Genomic DNA, 26,113 nt, shown 5'->3' with positions numbered 1-26,113 from the left:
CGAATGGGGCTAGTCTAATGGCTGGCCCCACTGAATGCACGTGGGGGGCAGACTAAAGGGCACCATGGGGCGGTGCAAATATCTGCTTCAGCTTTTGGCGTGCCAGTCGATAAGACGATGGGTGTCAGCGGGCTGGCATGACATTTCCGTGGAGAATGGGCAGCATTGGTGCGCGGGCCAGCCTGGCTGTGAAGTGGCCATTTGCATGATGAAACCGTGTAGTGGATATCGTCATCTCGACCGAGGGTCCGGTATGTGGCCGAATGCTTCCTTCAATCGCCCCCTCATCTGGGGGGGAGTCATTGCCCTGTGCCTGATGCCGTGGCTGCCAGGCCTCGAACTGCGACTGTGCGCGCTGATACCGGTCACCCTGGCAGGCGCGGACATCCTGCGGTTGATGCGCCGACTGCATCTTCGGCGCGAGTTGCTGGAGGCGGCCGTGCACCTCAGCAGCGATGGACTCCTGATCAGTGATAGTCAGAACAAGGTATTGGCGGTGAATGCCGCCTTCAGTCGGATCACCGGCTACGCGCCGGAGGAGATCATCGGGCGCAACCCCTCCCTGCTGTCCTCGGGTCGCCATGACGAGGACTTCTATCGCCGCTATTGGCAGGCCCTGGCGGTGCATGGCTATTGGGAGGGCGAGGTCTGGAACCGGCGCAAGCAGGGCGATGAGTACCCTGAGTGGCTGAGGGCGCGACGCATGGAGCGCGCAGGAGAGGTCTTCCACATCGCGCTGTTTTCGGATATCTCGCGCCACAAGGCGCGGGAGGAAGACCTGCAGCGCATCGGGCTGGAGGACACTCTGACCGGCCTGCCCAATCGACGTCGTCTGAGTGACCTGATGGTGAGTCGTCTGGGCAGCTTGCGGGCCGGGGAAGCCCTGGACTTGGCGCTGATCGACATCGACGCCCTCAAGAGCATCAACGACTCGCTGGGCACCGAGGGGGGAGACCGTCTGCTCAAGCTGTTCGCGCGGCGCCTCACGGAGCTGGCACGCGGCGGTGTCGCAGGACGCATCGGCGGTGACGAGTTCGTGATTCTGCGAACCACGGCGGGGGGAGACCACGGTGAGTGGATCGAAGAGCTGCGCTCGACGCTGACCCAGCCACTGGAAGTGGACGATCAGATTCTCCACCTGGCACTCTCGATCGGCAGCTGTCGTGCACCGGAGGACGGGCGTGATCCCGAAGTGGTGATGCAGCGCCTGGAAAGCGCGCTCTACGCCGCCAAGCGCCACGGTCGCAATATCGACATGCGCTTCCAGCCGGCGCTGGACTCCGGTGCCGATCTCCAGTTGGGATTGGCCAACGATCTACGGGCAGCGCTCGAGAGCCATGGCCAGTTGCAGCTGCACTACCAGTGTCAGCATCAGGCCAGTACCGGCAAGGTGAGCAGTGTCGAGGCGCTGCTGCGCTGGCAGCATCCATTGCGTGGGCCGGTGTCACCTGCTGATTTCGTTCCGCTGGCCGAGCGCCATGGCCTGATGCTGCGACTGGGCAACTGGGTGCTGCGCGAGGCCGTGCAGCAGCAGGCGAACTGGCGACGTGCGGGACACCGCCTGTGCATCTGGGTGAATGTCTCGGCACTGCAGCTGATACAGGGCAATTTCGAGGCCTCGCTGGCCGCGCTGCTGCTGGAGTATGACGTGCCGGCGGACAGCATCGGCCTGGAGTTGACCGAGTCGGTGTTGCTGGATGAGCGCGCCGGTGACATCTCGCGCCGGCTGGCGACCCTGCGCAGCAGAGGCCACCAGATCGCGGTGGATGATTTCGGGACCGGTTATTCGTCGCTGTCCTATCTGAAGGATCTGCCAGTGGACAAGCTCAAGCTGGATCGGGCCTTCATTCGCAGCTTGCCGGGGGAGCGCTCCGATGCGGCCATCACCATGGCGGTATTGGCGATGGCCAAGGGGCTGGGCATGGAGATGATCGCGGAGGGTGTCGAGACGGCAGAGCAGCGTGAATACCTGGTATCGCACGGTTGTGGCTGGATTCAGGGCTTCTACTTCTCCCGTCCCGCGCCGGCGGCGGACGTCATCGAGCGTCTCAATGGCTATGAATCCGGCCAGTTGTCCATGGCCATGGCCTGAAGCCGCCTCGATGCACGGACATCATGTGCCTGGCTGGGCCAGCTTCCAGCGCGAGATGGCCAGGCATAGCCCGCCCCAGATGAGGGCCTGTGCCGGCAACAGCCAATCGGCGAGCGTGACGTCAGCGAGCTGAGCGCCGCCGTAATAGGACAGGGGCGCGCTTGTCGCCCCGCCGATGGCGGCGAGCCATGGGCGCTGCCATAGCCAGTGCAATGCATGATGTACGGTACTGGCGAACAGCGGCCACAGGCACCACATCCACACGGGCAGCGGCAGCCAGTGTGTCCAGTCCGGCGCGGTGGCTGGCAGCGAGTAGCCACCGGCCAGGGTCAGACCGCCGTCCACCACCATGCCCAGTGCCAGAAAGCCCCCCAGCCATCGCAGCTCTCGTGCGTGCCGGGCCTGTGGGACGACCCAGCCCAGATGCGCGGCCAGAATGAGCGGGGTGATCAGCAGTGCGACCCAGGCGCCCCCCAGCACGCAGCTGAACCAGCCAAGCTGAAACAGCCCGGCATTCAGCAGTGGGGTGATGCGTGGAGAGAGCACGTTCAGGCGTTCCAGTCCTTGAGTCCCATCTGCACCGGGCGCGCGCCCGGGCCTCCCAGCAGCAGCTGACAGGTGCCGATGGTGCGCTCCCGGAAGCCCCCTTCACAGTAGGCCAGGTAGTAGCGCCACATCCGCACGAAGCGTTCGTCATACCCCTGTGCATAGACATCGTCGAGGCGTGCCTCGAAACGCTGCCCCCACGCCTTGAGCGTGGCCGCGTAATGCAGGCCGATATCCTCGAGTGTCAGCAGGTTCAGCTGGGTATCACGTTGCATGGCACCCAGTATGGCGCCATGTGAGGGCAGGAAGCCGCCCGGGAAGATGTAGCGCTTGATGAAATCCATCTCGCGGCTGGCGGCCGCGAAACGTTGATCACGGATCGTGATGGCCTGCAGGGCGATCAGGCCTTCGGGCTTGAGGAGTCGCTCGAGAGTCTTCAGGTAGGTCGGCAGATACTGATGCCCGACCGCCTCGATCATCTCCACCGAGACGATACGGTCGAAGCGGCCTTCGAGGGCACGATAATCCTGCTTGAGCAGCGTGATGCGATCTTCCAGTCCTTCCTCGGCGATGCGTGCCGCCGTATAGGCATGCTGCTCATCGGAGATGGTGGTGGTGGTCACGTGACAGCCGCGCGTTCGGGCAGCATGGATGGCAAGGCCGCCCCAGCCGGTACCGATCTCCAGCAGGTGATGCTGTGGCCCCAGCTCCAGCAGGTCGAACAGTCGCTCCAGCTTGTGCGTCGAGGCTTCCTCGAGGTCTGCCTGGGGATGCGGAAAGACCGCCGCGGAGTACATGCGGTGCTCGCGATCGAGGAACAGCGCGAAGAGGTCGTTGCCAAGATCGTAGTGCGCCGAGATATTGCGCTTCGAGCCCGCCAGGGTATTGCGCGCCAGCGCGTAGGCGACACTCAGCGCCCACTTGGAAAGGCGCGATGTCCCGCTGTCCACCGAGTCATTGACCTGTTCCAGATTGAAGGCGAACAGACGCACCAGCCCCACCAGATCATCCGTCTCCCACTGACCGTCCATGTAGGCTTCCGCCGCCGCGACGGTGCCCCCCAGTGCCATGCGCCGCCAGGCGCGCGAATCGTGGATGCGCAGCGTGATGTCACGTGGCCCCCCTTGCCCCAGCACATGGCGCTCACGACCTTCCAGCACGGTCAGGCTGCCGCCCTCGAGTCTGTCGAGCATGCGCAGCAGCCGAGGGCGCAGCAGGCGGGTCAGGCGGTCATCGTGACGGGGGATTGCCACCGGACTGGGGGGAACGGGTTCAAACTGGCTCATGGTGATGTCCTCATGACGGATGCCGAGTCTCTGGCTGAGGGCGCGGATGATCGAAGATCGGCACGCGCTTGAGCGCCAGACGCAGCGCCTCGTAATGGATGCCTGCCACGGTCTTGAGCGTCATCCACGGGAAGCGCAGCAGCAGGCGGGTCATGGCGCGTGGAGTCGCGGGTTCCAGATGCAGGCTCAGGCTGGCATCGAAGAGTGATTCCCCGGGCTTGCGTGTCACTTCCTCGCCCAGTGGATGATTTTCCATGTGCAACAGGAGCTCATCGTTGCTGGGGTCATTGAAGCGCCAGTGATAGCGCATGCCCATCGGCATGAAGGGAGAGACATGCAGGCGCTTGTCGAAATGCGCCGAATGCATGCGCCGTCGCGAATCGGTGCGCGAGGCATACAGCACACGCTCGCCCCAGGGAATGTTGGTCACCTCACCGAGCACGGCGCCCAGCTGGCCCGTCGCGTGGTAGAGGTAATAGAGTCGGATCGGATTGAAGCCCACCCCGAAATGCCGCAGCTGGGTCAGCAGGAAGATGCGGCCTTGCGGCAGGGGCGCATGATCGCCCGCCATGGCGAGCTCGCGTCGACAAGCCTCATGGACACGCTCGATCAATGGGCCATCCGTCAGACCGTGCAGGGCTGCCGGGAGATGGTCGCGCTGGCGAAAGGCCAGCGGTGCCGCCCGGCTGGCGCTTGCCAGACGTCGGCCTGCCATCAGGTCCGGCAGCTCATCCAGCGCCAGCCACGCCATCGCGACGCGATAGCGAAAGGCATGCTGGCGCGGCGCATGGCGGCGATGGCGCAGCGTGCCGTAGCCGATACGGCTGGCGGGCGCCTTCAATCGTCTGCCTCGCGGGCACCCAGTGCCTCGGCGACGCGCAATGCACTCCACACGCCATCTTCATGGAAGCCGTTGCGCCACCAGGCACCACAGAAATGGGTGCGTCCCAACGGGCCACCGGGCCGCGGCGAGACACCGGAGATCTCCATGAAGCGCTGCTTGGCGGCCTCGGCCTCAAGCGTGAAGCGCGGGTGATCATAGGCGTAACGGCCCAGTACGAGGGCGGGGTCGATGGCATCGCTGTCGTTGAGCGTGATGCAGAAGGTCTCTCGAGGCGGATAGTCGCGCTCATCGAGGCGCTGCAGGATGTTCATGTCGTAGGTGACGCTGGCTCGCTGGGCGTCATCCCGGCCATCGAGACGGTAGTTCCAGCTCGCCCAGGCCTCACGACGCCTGGGCAGCAGGGAGGTGTCGGTGTGCATCACCACATCATTGCGCTGGGTCGTGATCGCCGAGAGCACGTCCTGCTCACAGGCGCTGGCGTCTTTCAGCAGAGCCAGTGCCTGAGGCGCATGACAGGCCAGCACCACCTGATCGAAGCGTTCGCAGCGCCCATCGACGTGCTCCAGTGTCACGCCGTCGACATCGCGCCGTATCTGGCGGATCTCGCTGTTGAGGTGAATGCGCTCGGCATAGCCCTCGGTCAGCGGGGCGATGTAGCTGCGTGACCCACCGATCAGCGTGAACCACTGGGGACGATCGTTGATCGACAGTAGGCCGTGATGGCGGAAGAAGCGCACGAAGAACTGCAGCGGGAAGCGCTCGATGTCCGCGATGCTGGCGGACCAGATCGCCGCGCCCATCGGCAGCAGATAATGCTCACGAAACACCTGCGAGTAGCCGTTGGCGTCGAGATAGCTGCCCAGGGTCGCGTCCTCGGCGAGCCTGCCGCTGTCCAGGTCCGCCGCGGCCTGCTGATTGAAGCGCAGGATGTCACGTAGCAGTCGATAGAAGCGCGGACGCAGCAGGTTGCGTTTCTGGGCGAACAACGACAGCAGCGTATGGCCGTTGTACTCGAAGTCCTCGGCGGTGGTGTGTACCGAGAAGCTCATCTCGGTGGGCTGGTAGGCGACATCGAGACGCTCCAGCAGGCGCTGGAAGTGGGGATAGGTGCGGTCGTTGAAGACGATGAATCCGGTATCGATGGCCCATTCGCTGCCATCGGCGGTCTGCACGTCCATGGTCGCAGTGTGGCCGCCGAGACGCTCGGCCGACTCGAAGACATGCACCTCGTGGTGACGACTGAGGTAGTAGGCCGCTGCCATGCCGCTGATGCCGCTGCCGATGACGGCGATCCGCTGGCGGGGAAGAGGAGCTGTTGCCTGTGACGTCGTTGTATTCATGCCACTCCAGAGAAGGAAGACCTGCGATCAAGAAACATGCTGTTCGTGGCAGGCATTCGCATGCCTGATGTCGGTCAATCTCGCGTCATGCGCAGTCCGATCTGGCGGCGCAATGTCGGCGGTAGAATGCCCAGCAGCTTCACCAGCAGCGTGAAGCGCCTGGGGAAGTGGATATCGAGCCGGTGACGCGCCAGCCCTGACACGATCGCCTCGACGGCCTGATCGACCGTGACCTGCATCGGCATCGGGAAGTCATTGCGCTCGGTCAGCGGTGTCTTGACGAAGCCCGGATGAATCACGCTGACATCGATCCCCTGGGCATCCAGGTCCAGCCGCAGCGACTCGAGGAAGTAGCTCACTGCAGCCTTGGAAGCTCCGTAGGCTTCGGCGCGTGGCAGCGGCAGGTAGGCCGAGGCACTCGACACCGCCGCCAGCTGTGGCCGCTCTCCCCCCTGCGCGGCAGCCGTGCGAAGCAGGGGCAGCGCGCTCTCGATCACATCCACGGCTGCCTGGAAATTGGTGGCGAAGACTCGGTGAACCAGGTCGGCCTCGAAATCACGTGCATCCAGATATTCGCAGGTACCTGCGTTGAGGAGCATCAGGTCGAGTCCACCGAAGTCTTCCTCGATCTGTCGTGCGGCCGTGCGGATGGCATCACGGTCGGTGAGATCCAGCGTGATCACCAGTGCATCACCGGGGCCTTGTTCGGCGTCGGCCGCGATGGCCTTCAGCTTGTCGGTGGAGCGTGCGCTCAGCACGACACGATGCCCATCGGCCAGCAGGCGACGCGCCAGCCCTTCACCGATCCCGGAGCTGGCACCGGTCAACCAGATGCGCTTGCGTGTCGTGGCTGGGGGCCTGGCTTGACTGGGCATTCTCTCTCCTTGGCGTGTTCGCCTGTCGCGATGAGCGCACCGCTTGACTGTCGGTGGGGGATGTCATCTGCGTGCCTGGGGGCACATCAGTCCATGCGTCGCTTGAGCAGCCTGATCACCTTGCCCAGCAACGGCACCTGCTCGTAGAGCAGCTCGCCGGCATCGAAGAAGTCACGGTGCCGACATACCTTGCCGTGTCGGAATTCGAGGCGTGAGGCACCTTCCACCACGATATCGCTGCCGCCGTTCAGGCGCGGATGGCGATAGGTCATCGTCCAGCTTAACCATGCCAGTCCCTGCTCCGCGCTCTCCCACGTGTCCGGTGCCTCAAGCGACGTGGCCGCCGGCTCTGGCCGAGTCGGGCCCAGCGGATGATGAAACACGAAATCAATCGATGAGACATTCGTGTACAAGCCTGAGAAATACTGATTGAGCGCTTCCAGGCCCTGAACTTCGTGCAGAGGATCGCGAAAAACGACATCGTCACTATAGACTGATTTCAGCAGCTCTGTAGAGGTTTTGTCCAGCTTTTCGTAAAGGCGACAGACCCGAACCAGCGCCGGGCCCATCTCGGGGGGCAGCGATTGCATGGCTGTGCTCCTGACGTCGAGACAATGAAAAAGCGGCCCGCTGGAGATCAGCAGGCCGCCTGGCAGGGTCATTCGCTTCTGGTGAGCGCCTTGAAGGCATCGAGGGCTCGCTGGCGGGCGGCCTTGTGGTCGACGATCGGGCGCGGGTAGCCACAGGCATGGCAGTCGTCAGCCGTGGGCTGGTGACGACGCTTGGCGGGAAGGTCGGCCAGCTCAGGCACGAAGCTTGCGATGAAGTCGCCGTCCTTGTCGAAGCGTTGCCCCTGGGTGGTGGGGTTGAAGATGCGGAAATAGGGCGCGGCATCGGTGCCGGTCGAGGCGGCCCATTGCCAGCCGCCATTGTTGGCCCCCAATTCACCATCCACCAGGTGTGCCAGGAAGTAGGCCTCACCACGGCGCCAGTCGATCAACAGGTGCTTGGTGAGGAACATGGCCGTCACCATGCGCAGGCGATTGTGCATCCAGCCGGTCTCGACCAGCTGGCGCATGGCGGCATCGACGATGGGGTAGCCGGTACGGCCTTCGCACCAGGCGGCGAAGCCTGCGTCATCATCGCGCCATTGCAGGGCTTCGGTATGGCGCTGGAAGGGACGGTGGCGATTGACGCGCGGAAAGCCGACCAGGATGTGCTGGTAGAACTCGCGCCAGATCAGCTCGTTGACCCAGGTGGTCAGGCCGACATCACCGTCGGCGAGACTGCCGTTTTCCGCCAATACCGCCGCGTAGCACTGTCGAGCCGAGATCATGCCGAGCGCCAGATAGGGGGACAGTTCGCTGGTGCCGCGCGTGGCGGGCAGGTCGCGCTGCTCGTGGTAGCGGCGCGCCCGGAAGGTCATGAAGCGCTCCAGGCGCTCCTGGGCGGCATCCTCGCCGGCAGGCCATCGCTCCGCCTCCAGCGGCTCGCTCGGCCCATGTTCCACGTCGACGCTTGGCGTGTCGGGAAGCGCGGGAATGGCGTCTCCTGAAATCTCGCGTCCCTCGGCGTCTCGGGGCGCATCCTGCACCGGGGGAGCCTCATTGAGCGCCAGACGCCGCGCGTCGATCTCCTTGTGCCAGCGCTTGGAGAAGGGCGTGAAGACGCCGTAGTAATCGCCCTTGCCGGTCAGCAGTTCGCCGGGCGTGAAGGCGAGCATGTCAGTGTAGCGATGCAGGCGGATGTCGCTGTCGGCCAGGCGCGCGCGGACGAGTCTGTCGCGTTCGCGCTCATTGACGGCGTACTCGTCATTGAAGTGCAGCGCCTGGACGCCAAGTTTCGTGCACAGCGTGGCCAGCGCTTCGGGTACTTCCGCGAAGGTGTCGCAGTCGAGGACCTTGAGCGGGATGTGATGGCCGGCGAGTGCCTGCTGCAGGACGTGCAGACCGCGACGCAGGAAGTCGAGCTTGTTGGCACCATGACCATGGGTCATCCACTGGGCGTAGCAGGGGATGACCACCGCCACCACCGGGCCGCGTGCGGCCGCTTGCGAGAGGGCGGTATTGTCATGCACGCGCAGGTCGCTTCGCAGCCACACGAGCTGCAGAGGCTGTCGGCTCGCGTCGGAGTCAGCCCCGGATTCGGTGTCCGTACCGGGAGACCGTGAGGCGGTGGCTGTGCGGGATGTGGGAGAAGGGGCAGGCATGAAAGCTCCTTTGCGGTCGGAAATGTGCATCGCGCAGGAGCTTCGGGGGGATCAACGAGCCAGCAAGGACCTCAGGCGGACCACCGCTTGAACGGGGTCGGCCCCGAGACCTTCCAGGGGCCCGTCCACCAGCTCCTGCTGGCGAATCTGGGCGGCCGGGCCAGCGATGGCCAACGGCACGGAGAGTTGTTCTGCCACCCGCGGCAACTGGCGGCGCATGACATCGCTGCGCTCGGCCTGAGTGCCGACCAGGATCACGGCCTGCGCCTGGAATCGCTCAGCGGCCAGTGGCAGCTCGGCCAGGGGCAGCGGGCCATCCAGCAGGCTGACGTGATAACCGGCATCGCTGGCGACCAGCGCCAGCAGCAGCAGCCAGCTCAACCCCGGTTCATCCGGCAGGCGCGTCAGAGTGATGTGCGGGGCATGGCGCTCCTGATTCGCGAACATCAGGCGGGCGCCGATACGTGAGCGCAGGAAGCTCTCGAGGAAACATTGTGCCAATCGGGCCCCGAAGGTCGTGGTGCCGCGCTCCTCCAGCTGCTCGACCACCGGCTTCCACAGGCGTTCGACCACACTGTTGACCGGATACAGCGCCAGACTCTGGTTGTAGAGCTCCGCCAGCCGAGACTCATCCTGGGCGTCGATGGCGGCCATGATCAGTTGCTGCTGGCCGCCCCAGCTGCCTTCATCCGGCATCGGCGCCGTCTCTGGCTGGGGCTGATCCAGCAGCTCCCGCACCTGACTGACGGGCACGCCCCTGTTGAGCCACTGCAGGATGTGCTCGATGCGCTCGATGTCCTCGCGGGCATACAGGCGATGCCCCTTGGGCGTTCGGCGCGGTTCGATCAACCCGTAGCGGCGCTCCCAGGCTCTCAACGTGACCGAATTGACGCCGGTCAGGCGTGAGACTTCACGGATCGGAAACAGGGGCGAGCTGGCAGTTTCCGTGGCCTTGTCAGTCATGGATGGTGTTACCTCTGCGGTGACGAGGCATCCCGGATGAAGCAGGAAGAGGAACGAAGCACAGAAGTGGGAACTGAAGCATTCGAAGCGCTGCGGGATGCCGGCAATGCATCTTGTGCATTAGCTGTACATGTGGGGCTCAGGATGGCGCAGCCGCCTCGGCCTGACAAGTGGCATCACGCGTCAATTCACGTCGCATATTCGACGCGCAGGCCTGAAGGTGGCATCGCAGAGCCTTTCCGGTTCGCAGTCTCTCTCGGGTCATCGGGTCATCATGCGTTGTCCTGTTGCTCCACAATCTCGATCAAGGCCTCGACAAACGCTGGATGGGCACCCACCGGGTCCAGCAACGTGATCGGACAATCCGGATGCTGCTGGCGGGATGTCTCGAGCATGGCGGGGACGTCTTCGCGCAGATGGCGGCCCGCCGCAAAGAACAGCGGCAGGATGTCGATACGCGCCGCACCGTCTGCCGCCAGGGCGTCGATGGTGTCGGTCAGCAGCGGGTCACACAACTCCATGTAGGCCAGACGTGTCGGGCGCTTCAGGCGACTGGCGAGCGAGGTCTCGAGTGCCTCGAAGGGCTCGCGCCAGCGTGGATCACGCGAGCCATGCGCCAGCAGGATCAAGGCGTCATCCTGGTGTTCCATCTTGCTCATGAGGGCTTCCTGTCATGGGGGGAGATCGTGGGTCAGTTCTCTGAGCTCGTGAGCTCATGAGTTCAGCGCGTCAGCCAGTCGCTCTGCCGCTTCGCGTCCTGACAGCCAGGCATCTTCGACTCGCGGTCCTTTCAGTGCATCGCCCGCCAGGCTCAGGCCGTGCTGACTCATCGGCGAGGCGGGCATTGCCTGAGGTGCGCAGCGGGTCGGATGAGCATAGCGCCAGCGATGGGCCGTGAGCGATACCTTGTCTTCACTCCAGTCCTCGCCAAGCGCCTGGATCTCGGGCAGTGCCGTGAAGGCTTGCCAGAGTGCCGCGCAGATGTCCTCAGGCGAGTCTTCCAGGTGAGTCTGGCTCCAGCCGGCGGTGGCCAGCAGGCTCAGGGTCTCGCGAGCCCCCGAGGGGGGCTGGCGGCCGGGGCGCGAATGCTGTCGCATCACGCAGCGCAGTGGGGCGTCATCTCCGCGACTGACCAGCAGCCCCTGCCAGTCCTCGATGCCTGCCAGGGCCGGCAGCGGTGTCTCCAATGCGGCCATCACGGTCCAGGTGGGTGCCATCTCGATCCGCGAGAGCAGGGCGCTCAGCTCGGGCGCCAGAGAGTGTGAGGCCTGTTGCGCCGAGGCCGGCACGTTGCCTTCAGCGTCGGTACCGGCGTCATTCAGCAGAGCACGGGCCTGAGGGGCCGGGGCGGTGATCATCACATGATCAAAGGGACCATGCCGCTCGCCGTCCCGGTCCTCAAGCTGCCAGCGAACCTTGCCGCCCGCCGCTTCATCGCGGACCAGGCGTGTGATGCGCAGGCGAGTGTGCAGGGTGGCATTGGCCGGCAGCTCCTCGCTCAGGTGGCGGCTCAGGGCGCTCATGCGCGGACTGGCCACATAGCGGGCAGAATCATCGCGAAGCCGCTGCCATTCCTGCGTGTCAGACGCTGTCTTGCCCAGACGCAACAGCCTGTCACCCCAGGGGGCGACGATACCGTCTGCCCGCCATGTCTCGAGCGCTGACTGGAAGCGCGGATCACGCGCGGTGAAATACTGAGCGCCGATGTCGAGGGGGCCGTGGGGAGTGCGCCGACTGGCCAGACGCCCGCCCGGGCCGCGTCCCTTCTCGAAGATCGTCACCGCGTGACCCTGCGCTGCCAGGTACGAAGCAGCAGAGAGACCGGCGATACCGGCACCGATGATGGCGATGGACGATACTGACATCAGGCAGGGCTCCTGCTGGGGAAGATGGACCGGGAGGATGCAGCATGAAATGACGCCGACATCCCTTGAAGTTAACTTCTTGTGCAGGATTGTACAATAAAGGTATAGATTCATGGCAAGAGTTGGCACACTCGATGCTTCATCGCCGAGGAGGACAGCATGCGAATCTTGATCACGGGGGCAACGGGATTTGTCGGTCAGGCACTCTGCCGCTCACTGGCCGCGGCCGGGCATGAGCTGGCAGTGGTGTCACGTCGTCCGGAGCGGGCCGAGCGGCAGTTCGCCGAACTGGGCATCACCCTGAAGGCGGCGGATTCGGCGCTGATGTTCAAGGACTGGCAGCCACAGGGCATCGTCAATCTGGCGGGGGAATCGATTGCCGGGAGGCGCTGGAGCGAGGATCACAAGCAAGAGCTGCGTCGCTCGCGGCTGGAAACCACCGAGCATCTGGTGCTGCTGTGTCAGCAACTGGCGGCTGAGGGGCAGGCTCCCCAGGTGATGGTATCCGGTTCGGCGATGGGCTATTACGGCGCGCAGCCCAAGGCGGGCGAGCCGGGTGATGTCGAGATCGACGAGCAGGCAACGCCTCACGATGACTTCAATCATCGCCTGTGTCGCGACTGGGAAGCGGCCGCCATGCCGGTCTCGGACTGTGGTGTTCGCCTGGCGATCATCCGCATCGGTCTGGTGATGGAAGCGGATGGCGGAACGCTCGCCAAGTTGTTGACGCCCTTCAAGTTCGGCTTGGGTGGGCGTCTCGGCGATGGCCGTCACTACATGCCGTGGATCCACCGCCATGATCTGATCCGCATCATCGAGCGTCTGCTGGAGGATGAGGACTTGAGTGGGGCCTTCAATGCCAGTGCACCGCATCCGGTTACCAACATGGGCTTTACCCACGCCTTGGCGCGCGGTCTGGGGCGCCCGGCGATCCTGCCGCTGCCGGCCAAGGCACTCAAGCTGGGGTTGGGAGAGATGAGCACGCTATTGCTGGAGGGCGCCCGCATGGTGCCGGCGCGCCTGCTGGCCGCAGGCTTCACCTTCGATTACCCGACCCTCGACGTGGCCTTCGCCGATATCCTGTCACGCAAGTGAGCCTTGACAGGAAGGCAGTGCTAGAAGGGCAGTGGCGCTTCCAGCACCAGTGGTGGGGCATCGCTGTCGCTGGCCGGCGGAATCACCAGACGCGCCGCATGCAGCAACAGGCGCGGACTGGCATTGAGTGCCGCGCCGCGGGCATAGAAGGCATCGCCGATGATCGGGTGGCCGAGCGCCAGCATATGCAGGCGCAGCTGATGCGAGCGCCCGGTATGGGGTGTCAGCAGGACACGGCTGGCGGCGAGGGTCTGAGGCGAGCCATCCGGGCGCAGGCCATCGAGCATCAGGTGACGCTCGACTTGATAGTGCGTCAGTGCCGGTTTGCCATGGAGGAAGTCGACGATCTGTCGCGGTCTGCGCGGCCAGTCACAGCGCAGCGGCAGGGCGATGCTGCCCTCGTCGGGCGTGAGGTGCCCTGCCACCACGGCCACGTAGCGTTTCTCGAGGGTGCGCGACTGGAAGAGGCGCGACAGCCGCCGCTGTCCCTCGACATTGCGCGCCACCAGCAGCACCCCGGAAGTTGCCACATCCAGCCGATGCACGGCACGGGTGTCCTCGCTCAACCGGCACAGGCGCGAATGGACGCTGTCGAAGCGTGAAGGGTCGCGGCCCGGTACCGAGGGCAGCTCGGCCGGCTTGTCGATCGCCCACCAGTCATCGCCTGCCGCCAGCAGCGTCAGCCCCACTCCCTCGACACGCGCGACCTCCTCGGCAAGGCGTTGTCCCTGCCAGCCATGCTCGGTCGTGGTGTCGGGTCGGCTTTCTGGATGTGATGTCGCCATGACGGTGCTCTAGGGTGGTAGGGGTTGGACGGTCAGGCCCAAGAATAACGCTTTCGGCGACTCACAATGAAAAGCGCCCCACTTGCCGATGGCAGGTGGGGCGCTTTTCTTGCGTCATTGGCAAGCCGTGACGTCACGGCGCGGGCAGATCAACGTTCGTGAGCATCCACGGTGACGATGACGCGCACGCTGTCCAGACGCAGACGCGTGGTCTCGATGGCGCCATCGAGAGCGGCACGCTCCTGGCGCAGCGCTTCCAGCTCTTCCTCGCGCACCGACGGGTTGTGGCTGGCCAATGCTTCGAGGCGGGCGAGCTCCGCGCTGAGCTGCTCACGCATCTGCTGCTGGGCCTGCTCGACGATGCTCGGCAGTTCGCGCTCGGCTTCCTGCTCGGCGTCGCTCATCAGCTTGCGCAGTGTCGCGTGGCTCTGCTTGATCAGATCACGCGCGACCGCCTTCTTGACCGGCTTGAGGTTCTTGGCCAGCCCGCCGAAGGAGACCTTATCGGACAGGTTGCTGCCGTTTTCATCCAGCAGTACCCGGATGGCGGTCGGTGGCAGGAAGCGACCCAGGCGCAAGCCGCGCGGTGCGGTGGACTGGGTGCGGAACACCACTTCCGTCATCAGGCGACCGCCCGGGATCGCCGGGTGCTTGAGCAGTGCCAGCGCCGTGTTGCCCATGGAGCCATCGATGATGCGCACCAGCATCTCGCGGACCAGCGGGTGCTCCCACGACAGATGCTGGACATCTTCGCGTGACAGCGCCGTGGCGCGGTCGCTGGTGACGCTGAAGCCTTCCTCGCCCTTCACCAGCCCCGGCAGGCCGTCGAGCATGTGCGGGCCTGGTGCCAGGTAGGTGATGCCATCGCCGAGGTCCCGGCTCTCGATACCGAAGATGTCGAAGGCGCGCTCCAGGTAGCCCGGCAGCGCCTTGTCGTTGTCCAGTGTCTCGATGGCGGCGATGACTTCCGCGGCGCGCTCGTGACGACAGGCATTGAGTTCCAGCAGACGGTTGCGACCGGACTGGCGCTCGGCCTGCAGGGCGTCGAAGCGTTCGCGGGTCTGCTCGATGATGCTGTCGATCTCTTCGCTGTCGAGCAGGGCTTCTTCCAGCTCGTCACCGAACTGGGAATACAGCTCGCTGCCGATGCCGTGGGGCGCACTGAAGGCGTCCATGCCATCGCGGTACCAGCGCAGCAGCTGGGCGCCCGGTGAGCCTTCGAAGACCGGTACGTGGATCTCGATCGGGAACTGCTGGCCGATGCGGTCCAGACGCCCGATGCGCTGCTCGAGCTGGTCCGGATGCACCGGCAGGTCGAACATCACCAGGTGGTGGCAGAACTGGAAATTACGGCCTTCCGAGCCGATTTCCGAGCACACCAGCAGCTGCACGCCTTCTTCCTCGGAGGCAAAGGCGGCGGCGGCGCGATCACGCTCGACCAGGCTCATGCCCTCATGGAAGACCGGTGCATGCACGCCGCCCAGCACGCGCAGACCTTCGGACAGCTCACGCGCAGTATCGGCGGTGTGACAGATCACCAGCGCCTTCTCGTTGCCGAGGTCGGTCAGGGTTTCCAGCAGCCACATGACGCGCGGGTCGATCTGCCACCAGGGCTCGGCGTTCATGCGGTCATCGGGCAGGGCGCGGTACATCTCGTCGAGGAACAGCACCACCTCGGGGTGGTTCATGCCGGTCTCGATCAGCAGGTCATCGAGGTAGTCCTCGTCACGCTCCAGCTTGCGCACCACACGCCGGTAGGAGGAGGGCAACTCCAGCTCGTGGACGTGCAGACGACGCTCGGGGAAGCCTTCGACGTGGGTGCGCGAGTTGCGGAACATCACGCGGCCGGTGCCGTGGCGGTCGAGCAGCTGGTCACGCAGCTGACGACGTGCGCTGTCGCGCTGGGCGTCATCGCTGTCGCTGTCCATCAGGGTCTCGAGCAGGGCGCGGCTGTCGCCGTCATCCAGCACGGCGGTCAGGCTGTCCAGGCCGCTGGTGTCAGTCGGCAGGGCGTCCAGGCTGTCGATGGCCGAGGCCACGGCGACGTAACCCTCTTCCTCGGCCTTGAAGCGCTCCAGGTCGTGGTAGCGCTCCGGGTCGAGCAGGCGCAGGCGCGCGAAGTGGCTCTCCAGCCCCATCTGCTCCGGTGTGGCGGTCAGCAGCAGCACACCGGCGGTCTGGCGAGCGAGTGATTCGACGCAGGCATAGCCCGGGCCGACCTTGTCTTCGCTCCAGTCGAGGTGGTGGGCTTCATCGACGATCAGCATGTCCCAGTCGCAGGCGGCAGCCTGGACCTGACGCGACGGGTTGGCGAACAGCCAGTCCTGGCTGGCCAGAATGATCTGGTTGCCTTCGAAGGGGTTGCGCGTGCCGTGGGCCTTGCATTGCTCTTCATCGAGCAGCGAGACATCCAGCGCGAAGCGGCGCAGCATCTCGACCAGCCACTGGTGGGTCAGGCTCGCCGGTACCAGGATCAGGGCGCGACGGGCACGACCGCTGAGCAGCAGGCGATGCAGGATCAGGCCGGCTTCGATGGTCTTGCCCAGGCCGACTTCATCGGCCAGCAGCACGCGCGGTGCGTGACGGCGCGAGACCTCATCGGCGATGTACAGCTGGTGCGGTACCAGGTCGACCTTGGGGCCGGAGAGACCCAGCGCGGGGCTCTGCTCGACACGATGGAAGTGGCGCAGGGTGCGGTAACGCAGGTCGAACCAGTCATTGCGGTCGACCTGGCCGGTCAGCAGGCGGTCACGGGCCTGGTTGAACTGCATCTTGTCGTTGAGGCGTGCCTCGGGAAGCTCGAGCAGCTCGCCGGCGCTTTCGCCTTCACGTTCACAGATGTAGAGGATCTGGCCGCGCACTTCCTTGGAATCATCGACGATCAGCCATTCGCCATCGTCGGACTGGATGCGGTCGCCATTGCCGAAGGCGACTCGGGTCAGGGGCGCCTCGCGGAGGCTGTAGGTGCGGGTTTCTTCGCTGGCGGCAAAGAGGACGGTAACCGTGCGGAAATCGACATTGAGGATCGTGCCAAGGCCGAGATCGGCCTCACCATCACTGATCCAGCGCTGACCGGGAATGAAGTCGCTCATGATGCCTCGGGGTAGGACAAAGACGGGAATCGGGAATACAGGGGCGCGGTATCTTACCGGATCACGCGCCGTGGCTTAAGCGCCTTTTGTCCTTGTGAGGCGTCTTTGTCCTCTCGTGTCATCACTGGGCGTGGTGCACCCATGGCATGAGGCCTTCTCTCATGATTTGGGGGAGAGTGTCCGTCACGATCCGGACGGGGGCATCAGCGCCTGCAGCTGGGCGCGGCTCAGCTCGCCGATGTGGCGTTCGATCAGGCGGCCTTCGCCATCGAATATCAGGGTGGCGGGCAGGCCCTGTGCGTCGGCGAGCCCCATCAGCTGCATGGCGGGGTCCAGCAGGGCGAACTCCAGCGTGAGTCGCTCACTCTTGAGGAAACGAGTGACCGCGAGCGCCTGTTCGCCCTGATTGGCCAGCACCACGGTGACATCCGGCCGGGCGTCCACCTCGGCCAGCAGCGGCATCTCCCGGCGGCAGGGCGGGCACCAGGTAGCCCACAGATTGACGATCACGCGCTGATTGCGGACCTCATCCAGCGATACCGGGCGGCGATCCAGATGATGCAGGGTGATCGACGGCATGCGCTCGATGGAATGCGTGCTGCCCAGCGGGTCGAGCTGCTTGAGGCCGAGGAAAGCGGTCAGGCCCAGAGTCAGACTGCCCAGCGCGATGACCTGGCGAATCACGCCATGTCGGCGCAATAGCCACAGGCTGGCCAGGGTCGCGGCCAGCATGCCGCCGAGCACGTGGTAGCCCGGTTGCCACAGCTTGAGAATATCCAGCGGTGTCTGCTGATAACTTGCCCAGTGCAGGGCGACGTAAGTGAGGCGCGCACCGATCACCCAGCTGACCAGCATGCGATTGAACCAGCGCGAGGGGCTCAGCGGCGGAGAGTCGTGAGCGGGCGCGGTCGTGCCCCTGGCGTGCATGCGCGCCAGTAGACGAATCAGCAGCGAGAACTCGATCAGCATTACCAGGGCTGCCACGAAGGCATAGAGGCGTTCGACGGAAATCAGGGCAGGGCCCAGAGCGATGGCATCCATGCGGTTATCCTTTGGCGGTGTCCGGGAAGGGGCATTCGGGTCAGCACTACCTGTCGAGCGGCGCTTGGCCGGCGCTGCAGTCGTGAGGCTCGAGTATGCGATAATCGACGGACTTCGACATCCACGCCTCGCGCGCTGAGCATTGCTCTGGCGCCGAGGACGCTCCAGGGATATCCCCATGCTTTCACATCATTATGACCGTAGCCGTGCGATCGCCGTTGCCAGTCAGGCCATGGGGCTGATCGCCATCGTCGCGCTGGAAACCTGGCTGGGGGATGCCGCCCGCCCGTGGCAGGGGCTGGTGTTCGCCCTGATGCTGGCCTGTGGACTGGGGCTGGCGCTGCGCAGTTACTACCTCAAGCAAAAGGCCCGCCGCGACCGAGAACGTGCTGGTCGCGAGCGGGCCCGCAAGGCGAGTGACACCTGGATGTCCGATTGACGCAGGTGAGCGACTCAGTAGCTCTGCAGTCGGTAGCCTTCACGCTCCATGCAGTACTTCAGCAGCGTCTGTTTCTCGTTGTCTGACTTGTCCGTCAGGCCAAGTTCGTACTGGCAGCCGGCCCAGGTGTTGTGAGCCTCCGTGCTGTTGGCACCGGGCTTCTCCCATTGGGTACGGGTGGAGGCGCAGGCGGAGAGCAGGGAGGTGAGCAGCAGGGACAGCATGGCAAGGCGCAGTGTGTGCATGTGGCATCCTGAGGGATGTAAGGCATTGGAGGGAGTTCGTCACTGGGCAACATGAGCCGCAGGAAAACCTTCCAGCATCAAAAAAGCCGCTGATCAGTGATCAGCGGCTTTTTCAGATATCTGGTCGGAGTAGCAGGATTCGAACCTACGACCTCTGCCTCCCGAAGGCAGCGCTCTACCAAGCTGAGCTATACTCCGATGCGTCGTGAGCTTGTCTCGACGGAGGTGAATTATACGCAGACAGCTTTGCTTTGCAAGCCCTTGAGGTCAAAAAGTTTTATCGATGTCTCAAGGGGCAATTCGGCTGTCGAGAAGCGCGCTTCTCTTCACCTCATCCTGCCGGTACTTCTCGTCACGTTTTCCTGCTGGTGGTCTGTCTCCCCGTGGCTGAAAGGGGGATCAGGCCTGACGGCCGACACTCAACAGCGCGATGCGTTCGAGGCTGTCGCGGAAGTCACTCTCCGGCAGCGCCTCGAGTTCCGCCAGGGCGTTGTCGGCCATTTCCTGCGCGCGACTGCGGGTATAGTCGAGGCCGCCGGTGAGGCGCACGACTTCCAGTACCTCGTCGAGTTGCTCCAGTCCGCCCTTCTCGATGGCGCCACGTACCAGGCTGGCCTGCGCCGGGCTTCCGACCTGCATGGCGCGAATCAACGGCAGGGTCGGCTTGCCCTCGGCCAGGTCATCACCGACATTCTTGCCCATGGTCTCGGCGTCGCCCTGATAGTCGAGCAGGTCATCGATGAGCTGGAAGGCGAGGCCCAGGTAGCGGCCATAGTTCTGCAGCGCGCTGACCTGTGCCGCCGTGACGGTGCCATCCGCTTCCTGGGCGAGTATCGCCCCGGCATGCGCGGCCGCCTCGAACAGCATGGCGGTCTTGCCGTGGATGGTCTCGAAGTAGGCGGCTTCATCGATGTCGGCATTGCCGATGTTGGTCAGCTGCAGGACCTCGCCTTCGGCGATGGTGCAGGTGGCGGCAGAGAGAATCGCCATCACGTCCATCGAGCCGACTTCCACCATCATCTGGAAAGAGCGGGAATAGAGGAAGTCACCGACCAGCACGGAGGGCGCATTGCCCCAGGTGTCATTGGCGGTGGAGCGACCGCGACGCAGACTGGACTCGTCGACGACATCATCGTGCAGCAGTGTCGAGGTGTGCATGAACTCGATCAGTGCGGCCAGGTTGATGTGGCGATCACCCTGATAGCCGAGTGCGCGGGCTGCCAGCAGCACCAGGACCGGGCGCAGGCGCTTGCCACCACTCTGGATGATGTACTGACCGATGGTCTGGACCAGCGGCACGCGCGACTCGAGCTGCGCGAGAATGGTGCGGTCTACGGCGGCGAAGTCATCTGCCACTGCCGCGTGAAGGGTCGATGCGTCGGCTTGCATGAGGTCGTCGTGCCCGTAGCGAGAGGTGAGGCCGCCGTGGCGTGCCATTTGCCGGTTATGCTATGGGGTACCCCTATGGCCGTCAAGGCGTGCACCCGCGCAGGGATGCAGGCTGGCGGCGGGTCGGGCGTGTGCATCTTGACATTGCTTGTCGATCGCGGCACGCGGCGCTATAATACGCGGCCGTGACTCATCCCGCTCCCTGTCAGATGGCTCCAGAAGGGGCGCCACTCGCAGCAGGCCACCCAAGAGCACACCCTTGATGAGTTCGATGGAGAGAATCATGTACGCAGTTATCAAGAGCGGTGGCAAGCAGTACCGCGTTCAGGAAGGCCAGACCCTGAAGCTCGAGAAGCTTGAAGTCGCCACTGGCGAAACTATCCAGTTCGACGAAGTCCTGATGGTCGCTGAAGGCGACGACATCAAGGTCGGCGCTCCGCTGGTTGAAGGTGCCAAGGTTGCTGCCGAGGTCGTGTCTCACGGCCGTGGCGACAAGGTCACCATCATCAAGTTCCGTCGCCGGAAGCACTCCATGCGTCGTGCGGGCCACCGTCAGTGGTTCACCGAAGTCAAGATCACTGGTATCTCTGCGTAATTGCAGCGCTACCCACCATAGGAGAATTATCCAATGGCACATAAGAAGGCGGCGGGCTCTACCCGCAACGGTCGCGATTCTGAATCCAAGCGCCTTGGTGTGAAGCTGTTCGGTGGCCAAGCGGCTATCGCCGGCAACATCATCGTGCGTCAGCGCGGCACCCGTTTCCACGCCGGTACTGGCGTTGGCATCGGCAAGGACCACACTCTCTTCGCTCTGGCCGACGGCCACGTGAAGTTCGAGACCAAGGGTCCGAAGAACCGCAAGTTCGTCAGCATCGTTTCTGCCTGAAACGTCTGACAGCTTACGCAGACTGGACGATGCCCCGGTATCGTATGACGGTCTGCAAGGAAGCCCCGCTCAGGCGGGGCTTTTTTGTCGCATGACGGCCCGGGTCGTCGTCAGGAGAGAGCAGCATGCAGTTCCTTGATGAAGCGTCGATCATTGTCGAGGCCGGACGTGGCGGCAATGGTTGCCTGAGTTTTCGCCGTGAGAAATACGTGCCGCGTGGTGGCCCCGATGGGGGTGACGGCGGGCACGGCGGTAGTGTGTACCTGATCGGGGATGATTCCCTCAATACCCTGATCGACTTCAAGTTCCAGCGCTATTACCAGGCCGAGAGCGGTGACGCCGGCCAGGGCCGTCAGATGGCGGGCAAGGCGGGTGAGGACCTGATCGTCAAGGTGCCGGTCGGCACCACCGTGATCGACGAGGAAACCCTCGAGATCATCGGTGACGTGACGGAAATCGGCCAGCTGGTGCTGGTTGCGCAGGGTGGACGTCGTGGTCTGGGCAACATCCACTTCAAGTCCTCCACCAATCGCGCGCCGCGCCAGACCTCCAAGGGCACCTGGGGTGAGCGTCGCAACCTGCGTCTCGAGATGAAGGTGATGGCGGATGTCGGCCTGCTGGGCATGCCGAATGCCGGCAAGTCGACGCTGATTCGCGCCGTCTCCGCGGCCAAGCCCAAGGTCGCCAACTACCCCTTCACCACGCTGGTGCCGAATCTTGGCGTCGTGAAGATCGGTAGCCACCAGCACTTCGTGATGGCCGACATTCCCGGCCTGATCGAAGGGGCGGCGGATGGTGCCGGCCTGGGGCTGCGCTTCCTCAAGCACCTGACGCGCACGCGCCTGTTGCTGCATGTGGTGGATATCGCGCCCTTCGACGAGAGCGACCCGGTCCATGCGGTCGAGGCGATTCTCAATGAGCTCAAGAACTTCTCCTCGGCACTCACGGAGCTGCCGCGCTGGCTGGTGATCAACAAGATCGATCTGCTGGCGGAAGAGGATCGCGAGGCGATGGTCAAGGACCTCGTCGAGCGTCTGGGCTGGGAAGGTGAGCTGTTCGTCGTCTCCGCGGCCAGTGGTATCGGCACTCAGGAGCTGGTGCAGGCCGCACACCGCTGGCTGGGCGAGCAACGCCTGCAGCTGGCGGAAGATCCGGAAGCTGCCGAGGCGCACGCCGCCCTGCTGGCGCGCATGGAGAACGAGTCGCTGGAGCGCGCTGAAGAGCGCCTGACACGTCGCAAGCGCAAGAAGGATGACGAAGAAGAGGACGATGACGACTTCAATGACGACGATTACGACGTCGAGGTCGAATACGCGCCCTGAGGTCGAGGTTCGTCCGGTGGCTGCCCTGCGAGGCAGTCACTGAGTGACGAGCGACCCGCTTCGCGATTCACGCCCCGCCCCGAGCCTTCTGGTCTCGCGGCGGGGCGTTTTCGTTGCAGGTGCCGCTCGAGGGTGATGACAGCAGCGGGGCGGGAGCGGACAATGACGCGACGGGGCAGTCACAGCCTGCCGAGCGGGGCGGGAGACCACATGACAGGAGATAGTGCGGTGGCGGAGCAGAAGGTGGCGGAAGTGGCGGAGATGGGCAGTCGGGTCGGACGTGAGGCATTGGCCCGGGCGCGGCGCGTGGTGGTCAAGATCGGCAGTGCGCTGCTGACCGACGACGGCCGCGGGCTGGACGATGCCGGTATCGGGCGTTGGGTCGACCAGATCGCGGCACTGCATGCGCGTGGCATCGAGGTGATCGTGGTGTCTTCCGGCGCGATCGCCGTCGGCATGTCCCGGCTTGGCTGGACGGCGCGACCCAGTGGCGTGCATGAGCTGCAGGCCGCGGCGGCGGTCGGCCAGAATGGCCTGACCCAGTGCTATGAAGAGCATTTCCATCGTCACGGCCTGACCACCGCCCAGATTCTGCTAACCCACGACGATCTCTCCAATCGCAAGCGTTACCTGAATGCACGCTCGGCGCTGCGTACCCTGGTGGAGCTGCGCGTGGTGCCGGTGATCAACGAGAATGACACTGTCGTCACCGACGAGATTCGCTTCGGTGACAACGATACGCTCGGCGCGCTGGTCGCCAATCTGCTGGAAGCCGATGCCCTGTTGCTGCTCACCGATCAGGAAGGGCTGTACGACGCTGACCCGCGCCATGATCCGGCGGCCAGGCTGATCGAGGAAGCGCAGGCCGATGACCCGATGCTGGTCAAGGTCGCCGGTGGCGGCGGGGTGCTGGGGCGTGGCGGCATGGCCACCAAGGTGCGGGCGGCGCGCCTGGCAGCCCGCAGCGGCGCGCTGACGGTGATTGCCTCCGGCCGCCAGCCTGACGTGATCACGCGCCTGGCCGCTGGCGAGCGCTTCGGTACCCTGCTGTTGCCCGAGCATGCGCCGATCGCGGCGCGCAAGCGCTGGATCGCCGGGCAACTGCAGGTGCGGGGCACCCTGACGCTGGATGCCGGTGCCGTCAGCGTGCTGACCACGCGTGGTTCCAGCCTGCTGCCGGTGGGCGTGAAGAAGATCGAGGGAGCCTTCAAGCGCGGTGACCTGGTGCAGTGTGTCGATGAATCCGGCGCGCGGATCGCCAAGGGGCTGGTCAACTATTCCGCGGTCGATGCCGAGCGCATCCTGGGGCTGCCGAGTCATCAGATCGAGGCTGCGCTGGGCTATATCGAGGCGCCGGAGCTGATCCATCGCGACAACCTCATCGTGCTGTAGGGCGCATGAGGCCTGCCGATGCGGGCCTCATGCTGGCAGTCATCCGTCCGGCCATGCTAGACTCTGCCGTCCTGTCGGGAGCTGGTCCGCTCCGATGGCGAAGGCTTGGCGGGGCTTCCACGTCAAGTCGCTGATTTCTCTATGGTCTTCACGTCAAGTGTCGAAAGCGAGAGATGACCGGACCCGCTGTCGCCCCGCGACAACGTCTTCCAAATTCAAGTTCATGAGTACGCGCCTACGGGTGGACTCATAAGGAGCATCAAAGTGGCAAACTCCAAGCAAGCTCGCAAGCGCGCTCGTCAGGCTGAAGTCCGTCGTCAGCACAACTCCGCACAGCGTTCCGCCGTGCGTACCAGCGTCAAGAACGTGCTGAAGGCCGTCAAGACTGGTGACCACGCTGCTTCCATGGCCGCTTTCAATGTCGCGCAGAAGGTCCTCGACCGTTACGCCGACAAGGACATCCTGTCCAAGAAGAAGGCCGCTCGCGTCAAGAGCCGTCTGAACGCACGCGTCAAGGCACTGGCTGTCTAAGACGTGTTCGCGTGAAAAAACCGGCTTCGGCCGGTTTTTTTGTGTCTGTCTATCGTGTTGGATGGCATCGGTATCGGATCAGGGAAGTGAAAGGGGGGTCAGGGTGAGCAAGCCGCAGGATGAGTCGCCCAGAGGCGATCAGGATGTCGGGAAAGAGTCGGGTCGCCAGGCCGTGCAGACTGGCTCTCAGGCGACGGCTCAGGCAGAGACCAGCAGTGGAGACAGCCTGCCGGTGCGCGCGGGACTGCTGCGCTCCGGACTGATCGTCAGCGTGATGACGATGCTGTCGCGGGTGCTGGGGCTGGCGCGAGACGTGATCATCGCCAGTCTGCTGGGGGCAGGCAGCGGGGCGGATGCCTTCTTCGTGGCCTTCAAGATCCCCAACTTCATGCGTCGTCTGTTCGCCGAGGGGGCCTTCAATCAGGCCTTCATTCCGGTGCTGTCCGAGTATGCGACCCGGCGCACGCGGGAAGAGGTCCGCGAGTTGCTGGATGCCGTCAGTGGCAGTCTCGGCGTCATCCTGGCGCTGATCACGGCGCTGGCGATGCTGTGCGCGCCCTGGCTGGTGTGGGTCTTCGCGCCCGGGTTCGGTGACGATGCCGGCAAGCTGGCGCTGACCGGTGACATGCTGCGCCTGACCTTCCCCTATCTGCTGCTGATCTCGTTGACCGCCTTCGCCGGCAGCGTGCTCAATACCTGGAATCGCTTCGCGGTGCCGGCCATCACCCCGGTGCTGCTCAACCTGAGCCTGATCGGCGCGGCGCTGTTGCTGGCACCGCGTTTCGAGACACCCGCCATGGCGCTGGCCTGGGGCGTGTTGATCGCCGGTGGCGTGCAGCTGCTGTTCCAGGTGCCGTTCCTGCTGCGTCTTGGCCTGATGCCCAAGCCATGGCCGAACTTCGCCCACGAAGGCGTGCGGCGCATCCTCAAGTTGATGACACCGGCGCTGTTCGGGGTCTCGGTCTCGCAGATCAACCTGCTGCTGGATACCGTGCTGGCCTCGTTTCTGGTCACCGGCAGCGTGTCGTGGCTCTATTACTCCGACCGGCTGGTCGAACTGCCGCTGGGCATCATCGGCATCGCCATCGGCACCGTGATTTTGCCGGCGCTCTCCAAGCGTCACGCGGAGCAGTCGCTGGAGCACTTCCAGAAGATGCTCGACTGGGCGCTGCGTTCGGTATTGTTGATCGGCGTGCCGGCGGCGCTGGCGCTGGGCGTGCTCGCGGAGCCGCTGCTGATCACGTTGTTCCACTATGGGGCGATGACGGACAATGATGTGGTGATGTCGGCCCAGAGCCTGCGGGCCTACAGCTTCGGGCTGCTGGCCTTCATGCTGATCAAGGTGCTGGCACCGGGCTTCTATGCGCGTCAGGACACGAAGACGCCGGTCAAGATCGGCATCATCGCGATGGTCGCCAACATGGCCTTCAACCTCGCGCTGATCGTGCCGCTGGCCCATGCGGGCCTGGCATTGGCCACGGCGCTGTCGGCCTTCCTGAATGCCGGGCTGTTGGCGCGTGGCCTGTATCGCGAGGGTGTGCTGCGCTTCCAGCCGGGCTGGGGGCGCTATTCGCTGACGCTGATTGGCGGTTGCGCCCTGATGGGCGGCGGCCTGCTGTGGCTGTCACCGGACTGGACCACCTGGCTCGGTTGGGGCCTGTGGGAGCGCTGTGCGATGATGGGGGCGCTGGTCGTCGGCGGTGTGCTGGTCTATGCACTGTGGTTGGGGCTTTGCGGCATACGTCCGCGCCACTTCCGCATGCAGGGCTGAGCCCCGACTCTCGATTCACATCTCGCGTTCCAGCAGTTTTCTCTCTGGTGGGGCAACGGTGGCTGTCAGCGCCGTGCCCCTTCGCTATAATCGACCACTTTCGGC

Annotated in this window: 24 protein-coding genes and 1 tRNA gene; 9 read left to right on the top strand and 16 right to left on the bottom strand. The window is 64.5% G+C overall.

Features of this window, described 5'->3' with window-relative positions:
• Nucleotides 1–253 precede the first annotated feature (253 nt).
• The gene (locus tag ACZYGA_RS15505; RefSeq protein ID WP_176503960.1) at nucleotides 254–2,092 is read left to right on the top strand and encodes a putative bifunctional diguanylate cyclase/phosphodiesterase; all 1,839 of its coding nucleotides are present in this window, start codon (nucleotides 254–256) and stop codon (nucleotides 2,090–2,092) included.
• Nucleotides 2,093–2,113: 21 nt separating this feature from the next.
• On the opposite strand, the gene ACZYGA_RS15500 is transcribed toward ACZYGA_RS15505, so the two are convergent.
• From ACZYGA_RS15500 to ACZYGA_RS15455, 10 genes are all read right to left on the bottom strand, one after another.
• Nucleotides 2,114–2,638, bottom strand: coding sequence for a DUF2878 domain-containing protein (locus tag ACZYGA_RS15500; protein ID WP_479399535.1), 525 nt, complete (start codon nucleotides 2,636–2,638; stop codon nucleotides 2,114–2,116).
• Nucleotides 2,639–2,640: 2 nt separating this feature from the next.
• On the bottom strand, nucleotides 2,641–3,924 hold the full coding sequence (locus tag ACZYGA_RS15495; RefSeq protein WP_176494333.1) for an SAM-dependent methyltransferase: 1,284 nt from the start codon (nucleotides 3,922–3,924) through the stop codon (nucleotides 2,641–2,643).
• A 10-nt stretch (nucleotides 3,925–3,934) separates the two neighbouring features.
• Nucleotides 3,935–4,765: a DUF1365 domain-containing protein gene (locus ACZYGA_RS15490; protein WP_479399534.1), complete on the bottom strand. Its 831-nt coding sequence runs from the start codon at nucleotides 4,763–4,765 to the stop codon at nucleotides 3,935–3,937.
• On the bottom strand, nucleotides 4,762–6,108 hold the full coding sequence (locus ACZYGA_RS15485) for an NAD(P)/FAD-dependent oxidoreductase (protein ID WP_479399532.1): 1,347 nt from the start codon (nucleotides 6,106–6,108) through the stop codon (nucleotides 4,762–4,764). The genes ACZYGA_RS15490 and ACZYGA_RS15485 overlap by 4 nt, the downstream gene beginning before the upstream one ends.
• Before the next feature lie 74 nt (nucleotides 6,109–6,182).
• A complete protein-coding gene (locus ACZYGA_RS15480) occupies nucleotides 6,183–6,983 on the bottom strand; it encodes an SDR family NAD(P)-dependent oxidoreductase (RefSeq protein WP_084207751.1) in 801 nt (266 codons plus the stop codon).
• 86 nt (nucleotides 6,984–7,069) lie between these two features.
• On the bottom strand, nucleotides 7,070–7,573 hold the full coding sequence (locus tag ACZYGA_RS15475) for a nuclear transport factor 2 family protein (RefSeq protein WP_479399531.1): 504 nt from the start codon (nucleotides 7,571–7,573) through the stop codon (nucleotides 7,070–7,072).
• A gap of 68 nt (nucleotides 7,574–7,641) precedes the next feature.
• Complete coding sequence (gene phrB / locus ACZYGA_RS15470; RefSeq protein WP_479399540.1) at nucleotides 7,642–9,093, bottom strand: deoxyribodipyrimidine photo-lyase; 1,452 nt, start codon at nucleotides 9,091–9,093, stop codon at nucleotides 7,642–7,644.
• A 150-nt stretch (nucleotides 9,094–9,243) separates the two neighbouring features.
• A complete protein-coding gene (locus tag ACZYGA_RS15465) occupies nucleotides 9,244–10,155 on the bottom strand; it encodes a MerR family transcriptional regulator (protein ID WP_077373395.1) in 912 nt (303 codons plus the stop codon).
• Between the two features lie 272 nt (nucleotides 10,156–10,427).
• Nucleotides 10,428–10,814 (bottom strand): sirohydrochlorin chelatase, encoded by a 387-nt coding sequence (locus ACZYGA_RS15460; RefSeq protein ID WP_254696575.1) that lies wholly within the window; start codon nucleotides 10,812–10,814, stop codon nucleotides 10,428–10,430.
• A gap of 54 nt (nucleotides 10,815–10,868) precedes the next feature.
• Nucleotides 10,869–12,020 carry an NAD(P)/FAD-dependent oxidoreductase gene (locus ACZYGA_RS15455; RefSeq protein WP_479399530.1) on the bottom strand — a complete coding sequence of 384 codons (1,152 nt, stop codon included), beginning with the start codon at nucleotides 12,018–12,020 and terminating at the stop codon, nucleotides 10,869–10,871.
• A gap of 159 nt (nucleotides 12,021–12,179) precedes the next feature.
• On the opposite strand from ACZYGA_RS15455, the gene ACZYGA_RS15450 reads away from it, so the two are divergent.
• Nucleotides 12,180–13,115 (top strand): TIGR01777 family oxidoreductase, encoded by a 936-nt coding sequence (locus ACZYGA_RS15450; RefSeq protein ID WP_479399528.1) that lies wholly within the window; start codon nucleotides 12,180–12,182, stop codon nucleotides 13,113–13,115.
• Between the two features lie 20 nt (nucleotides 13,116–13,135).
• Here the strand turns inward: ACZYGA_RS15450 and ACZYGA_RS15445 are convergent, their stop codons facing one another.
• From ACZYGA_RS15445 to ACZYGA_RS15435, 3 genes are all read right to left on the bottom strand, one after another.
• Complete coding sequence (locus ACZYGA_RS15445) at nucleotides 13,136–13,900, bottom strand: RluA family pseudouridine synthase (protein WP_479399526.1); 765 nt, start codon at nucleotides 13,898–13,900, stop codon at nucleotides 13,136–13,138.
• 149 nt (nucleotides 13,901–14,049) lie between these two features.
• Nucleotides 14,050–16,992: an RNA polymerase-associated protein RapA gene (rapA, locus tag ACZYGA_RS15440; protein WP_077373406.1), complete on the bottom strand. Its 2,943-nt coding sequence runs from the start codon at nucleotides 16,990–16,992 to the stop codon at nucleotides 14,050–14,052.
• Between the two features lie 183 nt (nucleotides 16,993–17,175).
• Complete coding sequence (locus tag ACZYGA_RS15435; protein WP_479399525.1) at nucleotides 17,176–18,033, bottom strand: prolipoprotein diacylglyceryl transferase family protein; 858 nt, start codon at nucleotides 18,031–18,033, stop codon at nucleotides 17,176–17,178.
• Between the two features lie 178 nt (nucleotides 18,034–18,211).
• Between ACZYGA_RS15435 and ACZYGA_RS15430 the strand changes: the two genes are divergently transcribed.
• Complete coding sequence (locus ACZYGA_RS15430) at nucleotides 18,212–18,472, top strand: hypothetical protein (RefSeq protein WP_176494340.1); 261 nt, start codon at nucleotides 18,212–18,214, stop codon at nucleotides 18,470–18,472.
• 14 nt (nucleotides 18,473–18,486) lie between these two features.
• Here the strand turns inward: ACZYGA_RS15430 and ACZYGA_RS15425 are convergent, their stop codons facing one another.
• The 3 genes from ACZYGA_RS15425 to ispB form a co-directional block, all read right to left on the bottom strand.
• The gene (locus ACZYGA_RS15425) at nucleotides 18,487–18,717 is read right to left on the bottom strand and encodes a hypothetical protein (protein WP_077373415.1); all 231 of its coding nucleotides are present in this window, start codon (nucleotides 18,715–18,717) and stop codon (nucleotides 18,487–18,489) included.
• Nucleotides 18,718–18,838: 121 nt separating this feature from the next.
• Nucleotides 18,839–18,915: transfer RNA gene (locus tag ACZYGA_RS15420), tRNA-Pro, on the bottom strand.
• 201 nt (nucleotides 18,916–19,116) lie between these two features.
• On the bottom strand, nucleotides 19,117–20,106 hold the full coding sequence (ispB, locus tag ACZYGA_RS15415; RefSeq protein WP_084209569.1) for an octaprenyl diphosphate synthase: 990 nt from the start codon (nucleotides 20,104–20,106) through the stop codon (nucleotides 19,117–19,119).
• A 283-nt stretch (nucleotides 20,107–20,389) separates the two neighbouring features.
• Here ispB and rplU point away from each other — a divergent pair, with 283 nt between their 5' ends.
• The 6 genes from rplU (at nucleotide 20,390) to murJ (ending at nucleotide 26,008) form a co-directional block, all read left to right on the top strand.
• Nucleotides 20,390–20,701: a 50S ribosomal protein L21 gene (rplU, locus tag ACZYGA_RS15410; RefSeq protein WP_065392479.1), complete on the top strand. Its 312-nt coding sequence runs from the start codon at nucleotides 20,390–20,392 to the stop codon at nucleotides 20,699–20,701.
• Between the two features lie 33 nt (nucleotides 20,702–20,734).
• Complete coding sequence (gene rpmA / locus ACZYGA_RS15405) at nucleotides 20,735–20,992, top strand: 50S ribosomal protein L27 (protein ID WP_043335969.1); 258 nt, start codon at nucleotides 20,735–20,737, stop codon at nucleotides 20,990–20,992.
• A gap of 125 nt (nucleotides 20,993–21,117) precedes the next feature.
• Entirely contained in the window at nucleotides 21,118–22,314 is a 1,197-nt protein-coding gene (gene cgtA / locus ACZYGA_RS15400; protein WP_077373417.1) for an Obg family GTPase CgtA, read from the top strand.
• A 261-nt stretch (nucleotides 22,315–22,575) separates the two neighbouring features.
• Entirely contained in the window at nucleotides 22,576–23,706 is a 1,131-nt protein-coding gene (proB, locus tag ACZYGA_RS15395; protein WP_077373512.1) for a glutamate 5-kinase, read from the top strand.
• A 264-nt stretch (nucleotides 23,707–23,970) separates the two neighbouring features.
• Nucleotides 23,971–24,237 (top strand): 30S ribosomal protein S20, encoded by a 267-nt coding sequence (gene rpsT, locus ACZYGA_RS15390; RefSeq protein WP_077373420.1) that lies wholly within the window; start codon nucleotides 23,971–23,973, stop codon nucleotides 24,235–24,237.
• A gap of 226 nt (nucleotides 24,238–24,463) precedes the next feature.
• Nucleotides 24,464–26,008: a murein biosynthesis integral membrane protein MurJ gene (murJ, locus tag ACZYGA_RS15385; protein ID WP_371861107.1), complete on the top strand. Its 1,545-nt coding sequence runs from the start codon at nucleotides 24,464–24,466 to the stop codon at nucleotides 26,006–26,008.
• Nucleotides 26,009–26,113 lie beyond the last annotated feature (105 nt).

It is taken from the genome of Cobetia sp. BL01, assembly GCF_056493605.1.
This window is presented reverse-complemented; position numbering and strand designations above follow the sequence as displayed.

Excerpts from the sequence above, each read along its gene's own strand:
- ACZYGA_RS15505 (WP_176503960.1), top strand. The coding sequence starts at position 254 with ATGTGGCCGAATGCTTCCTTCAATCGCCCCCTCATCTGGGGGGGAGTC.
- ACZYGA_RS15495 (WP_176494333.1), bottom strand. The coding sequence starts at position 3,924 with ATGAGCCAGTTTGAACCCGTTCCCCCCAGTCCGGTGGCAATCCCCCGT.
- ACZYGA_RS15485 (WP_479399532.1), bottom strand. The coding sequence starts at position 6,108 with ATGAATACAACGACGTCACAGGCAACAGCTCCTCTTCCCCGCCAGCGG.
- ACZYGA_RS15480 (WP_084207751.1), bottom strand. The coding sequence starts at position 6,983 with ATGCCCAGTCAAGCCAGGCCCCCAGCCACGACACGCAAGCGCATCTGG.
- ACZYGA_RS15475 (WP_479399531.1), bottom strand. The coding sequence starts at position 7,573 with ATGCAATCGCTGCCCCCCGAGATGGGCCCGGCGCTGGTTCGGGTCTGT.
- ACZYGA_RS15465 (WP_077373395.1), bottom strand. The coding sequence starts at position 10,155 with ATGACTGACAAGGCCACGGAAACTGCCAGCTCGCCCCTGTTTCCGATC.
- ACZYGA_RS15460 (WP_254696575.1), bottom strand. The coding sequence starts at position 10,814 with ATGAGCAAGATGGAACACCAGGATGACGCCTTGATCCTGCTGGCGCAT.
- ACZYGA_RS15455 (WP_479399530.1), bottom strand. The coding sequence starts at position 12,020 with ATGTCAGTATCGTCCATCGCCATCATCGGTGCCGGTATCGCCGGTCTC.
- ACZYGA_RS15450 (WP_479399528.1), top strand. The coding sequence starts at position 12,180 with ATGCGAATCTTGATCACGGGGGCAACGGGATTTGTCGGTCAGGCACTC.
- ACZYGA_RS15445 (WP_479399526.1), bottom strand. The coding sequence starts at position 13,900 with ATGGCGACATCACATCCAGAAAGCCGACCCGACACCACGACCGAGCAT.
- rapA (WP_077373406.1), bottom strand. The coding sequence starts at position 16,992 with ATGAGCGACTTCATTCCCGGTCAGCGCTGGATCAGTGATGGTGAGGCC.
- ACZYGA_RS15435 (WP_479399525.1), bottom strand. The coding sequence starts at position 18,033 with ATGGATGCCATCGCTCTGGGCCCTGCCCTGATTTCCGTCGAACGCCTC.
- ACZYGA_RS15430 (WP_176494340.1), top strand. The coding sequence starts at position 18,212 with ATGCTTTCACATCATTATGACCGTAGCCGTGCGATCGCCGTTGCCAGT.
- ACZYGA_RS15425 (WP_077373415.1), bottom strand. The coding sequence starts at position 18,717 with ATGCACACACTGCGCCTTGCCATGCTGTCCCTGCTGCTCACCTCCCTG.
- ispB (WP_084209569.1), bottom strand. The coding sequence starts at position 20,106 with ATGCAAGCCGACGCATCGACCCTTCACGCGGCAGTGGCAGATGACTTC.
- rplU (WP_065392479.1), top strand. The coding sequence starts at position 20,390 with ATGTACGCAGTTATCAAGAGCGGTGGCAAGCAGTACCGCGTTCAGGAA.
- rpmA (WP_043335969.1), top strand. The coding sequence starts at position 20,735 with ATGGCACATAAGAAGGCGGCGGGCTCTACCCGCAACGGTCGCGATTCT.
- cgtA (WP_077373417.1), top strand. The coding sequence starts at position 21,118 with ATGCAGTTCCTTGATGAAGCGTCGATCATTGTCGAGGCCGGACGTGGC.
- proB (WP_077373512.1), top strand. The coding sequence starts at position 22,576 with ATGGGCAGTCGGGTCGGACGTGAGGCATTGGCCCGGGCGCGGCGCGTG.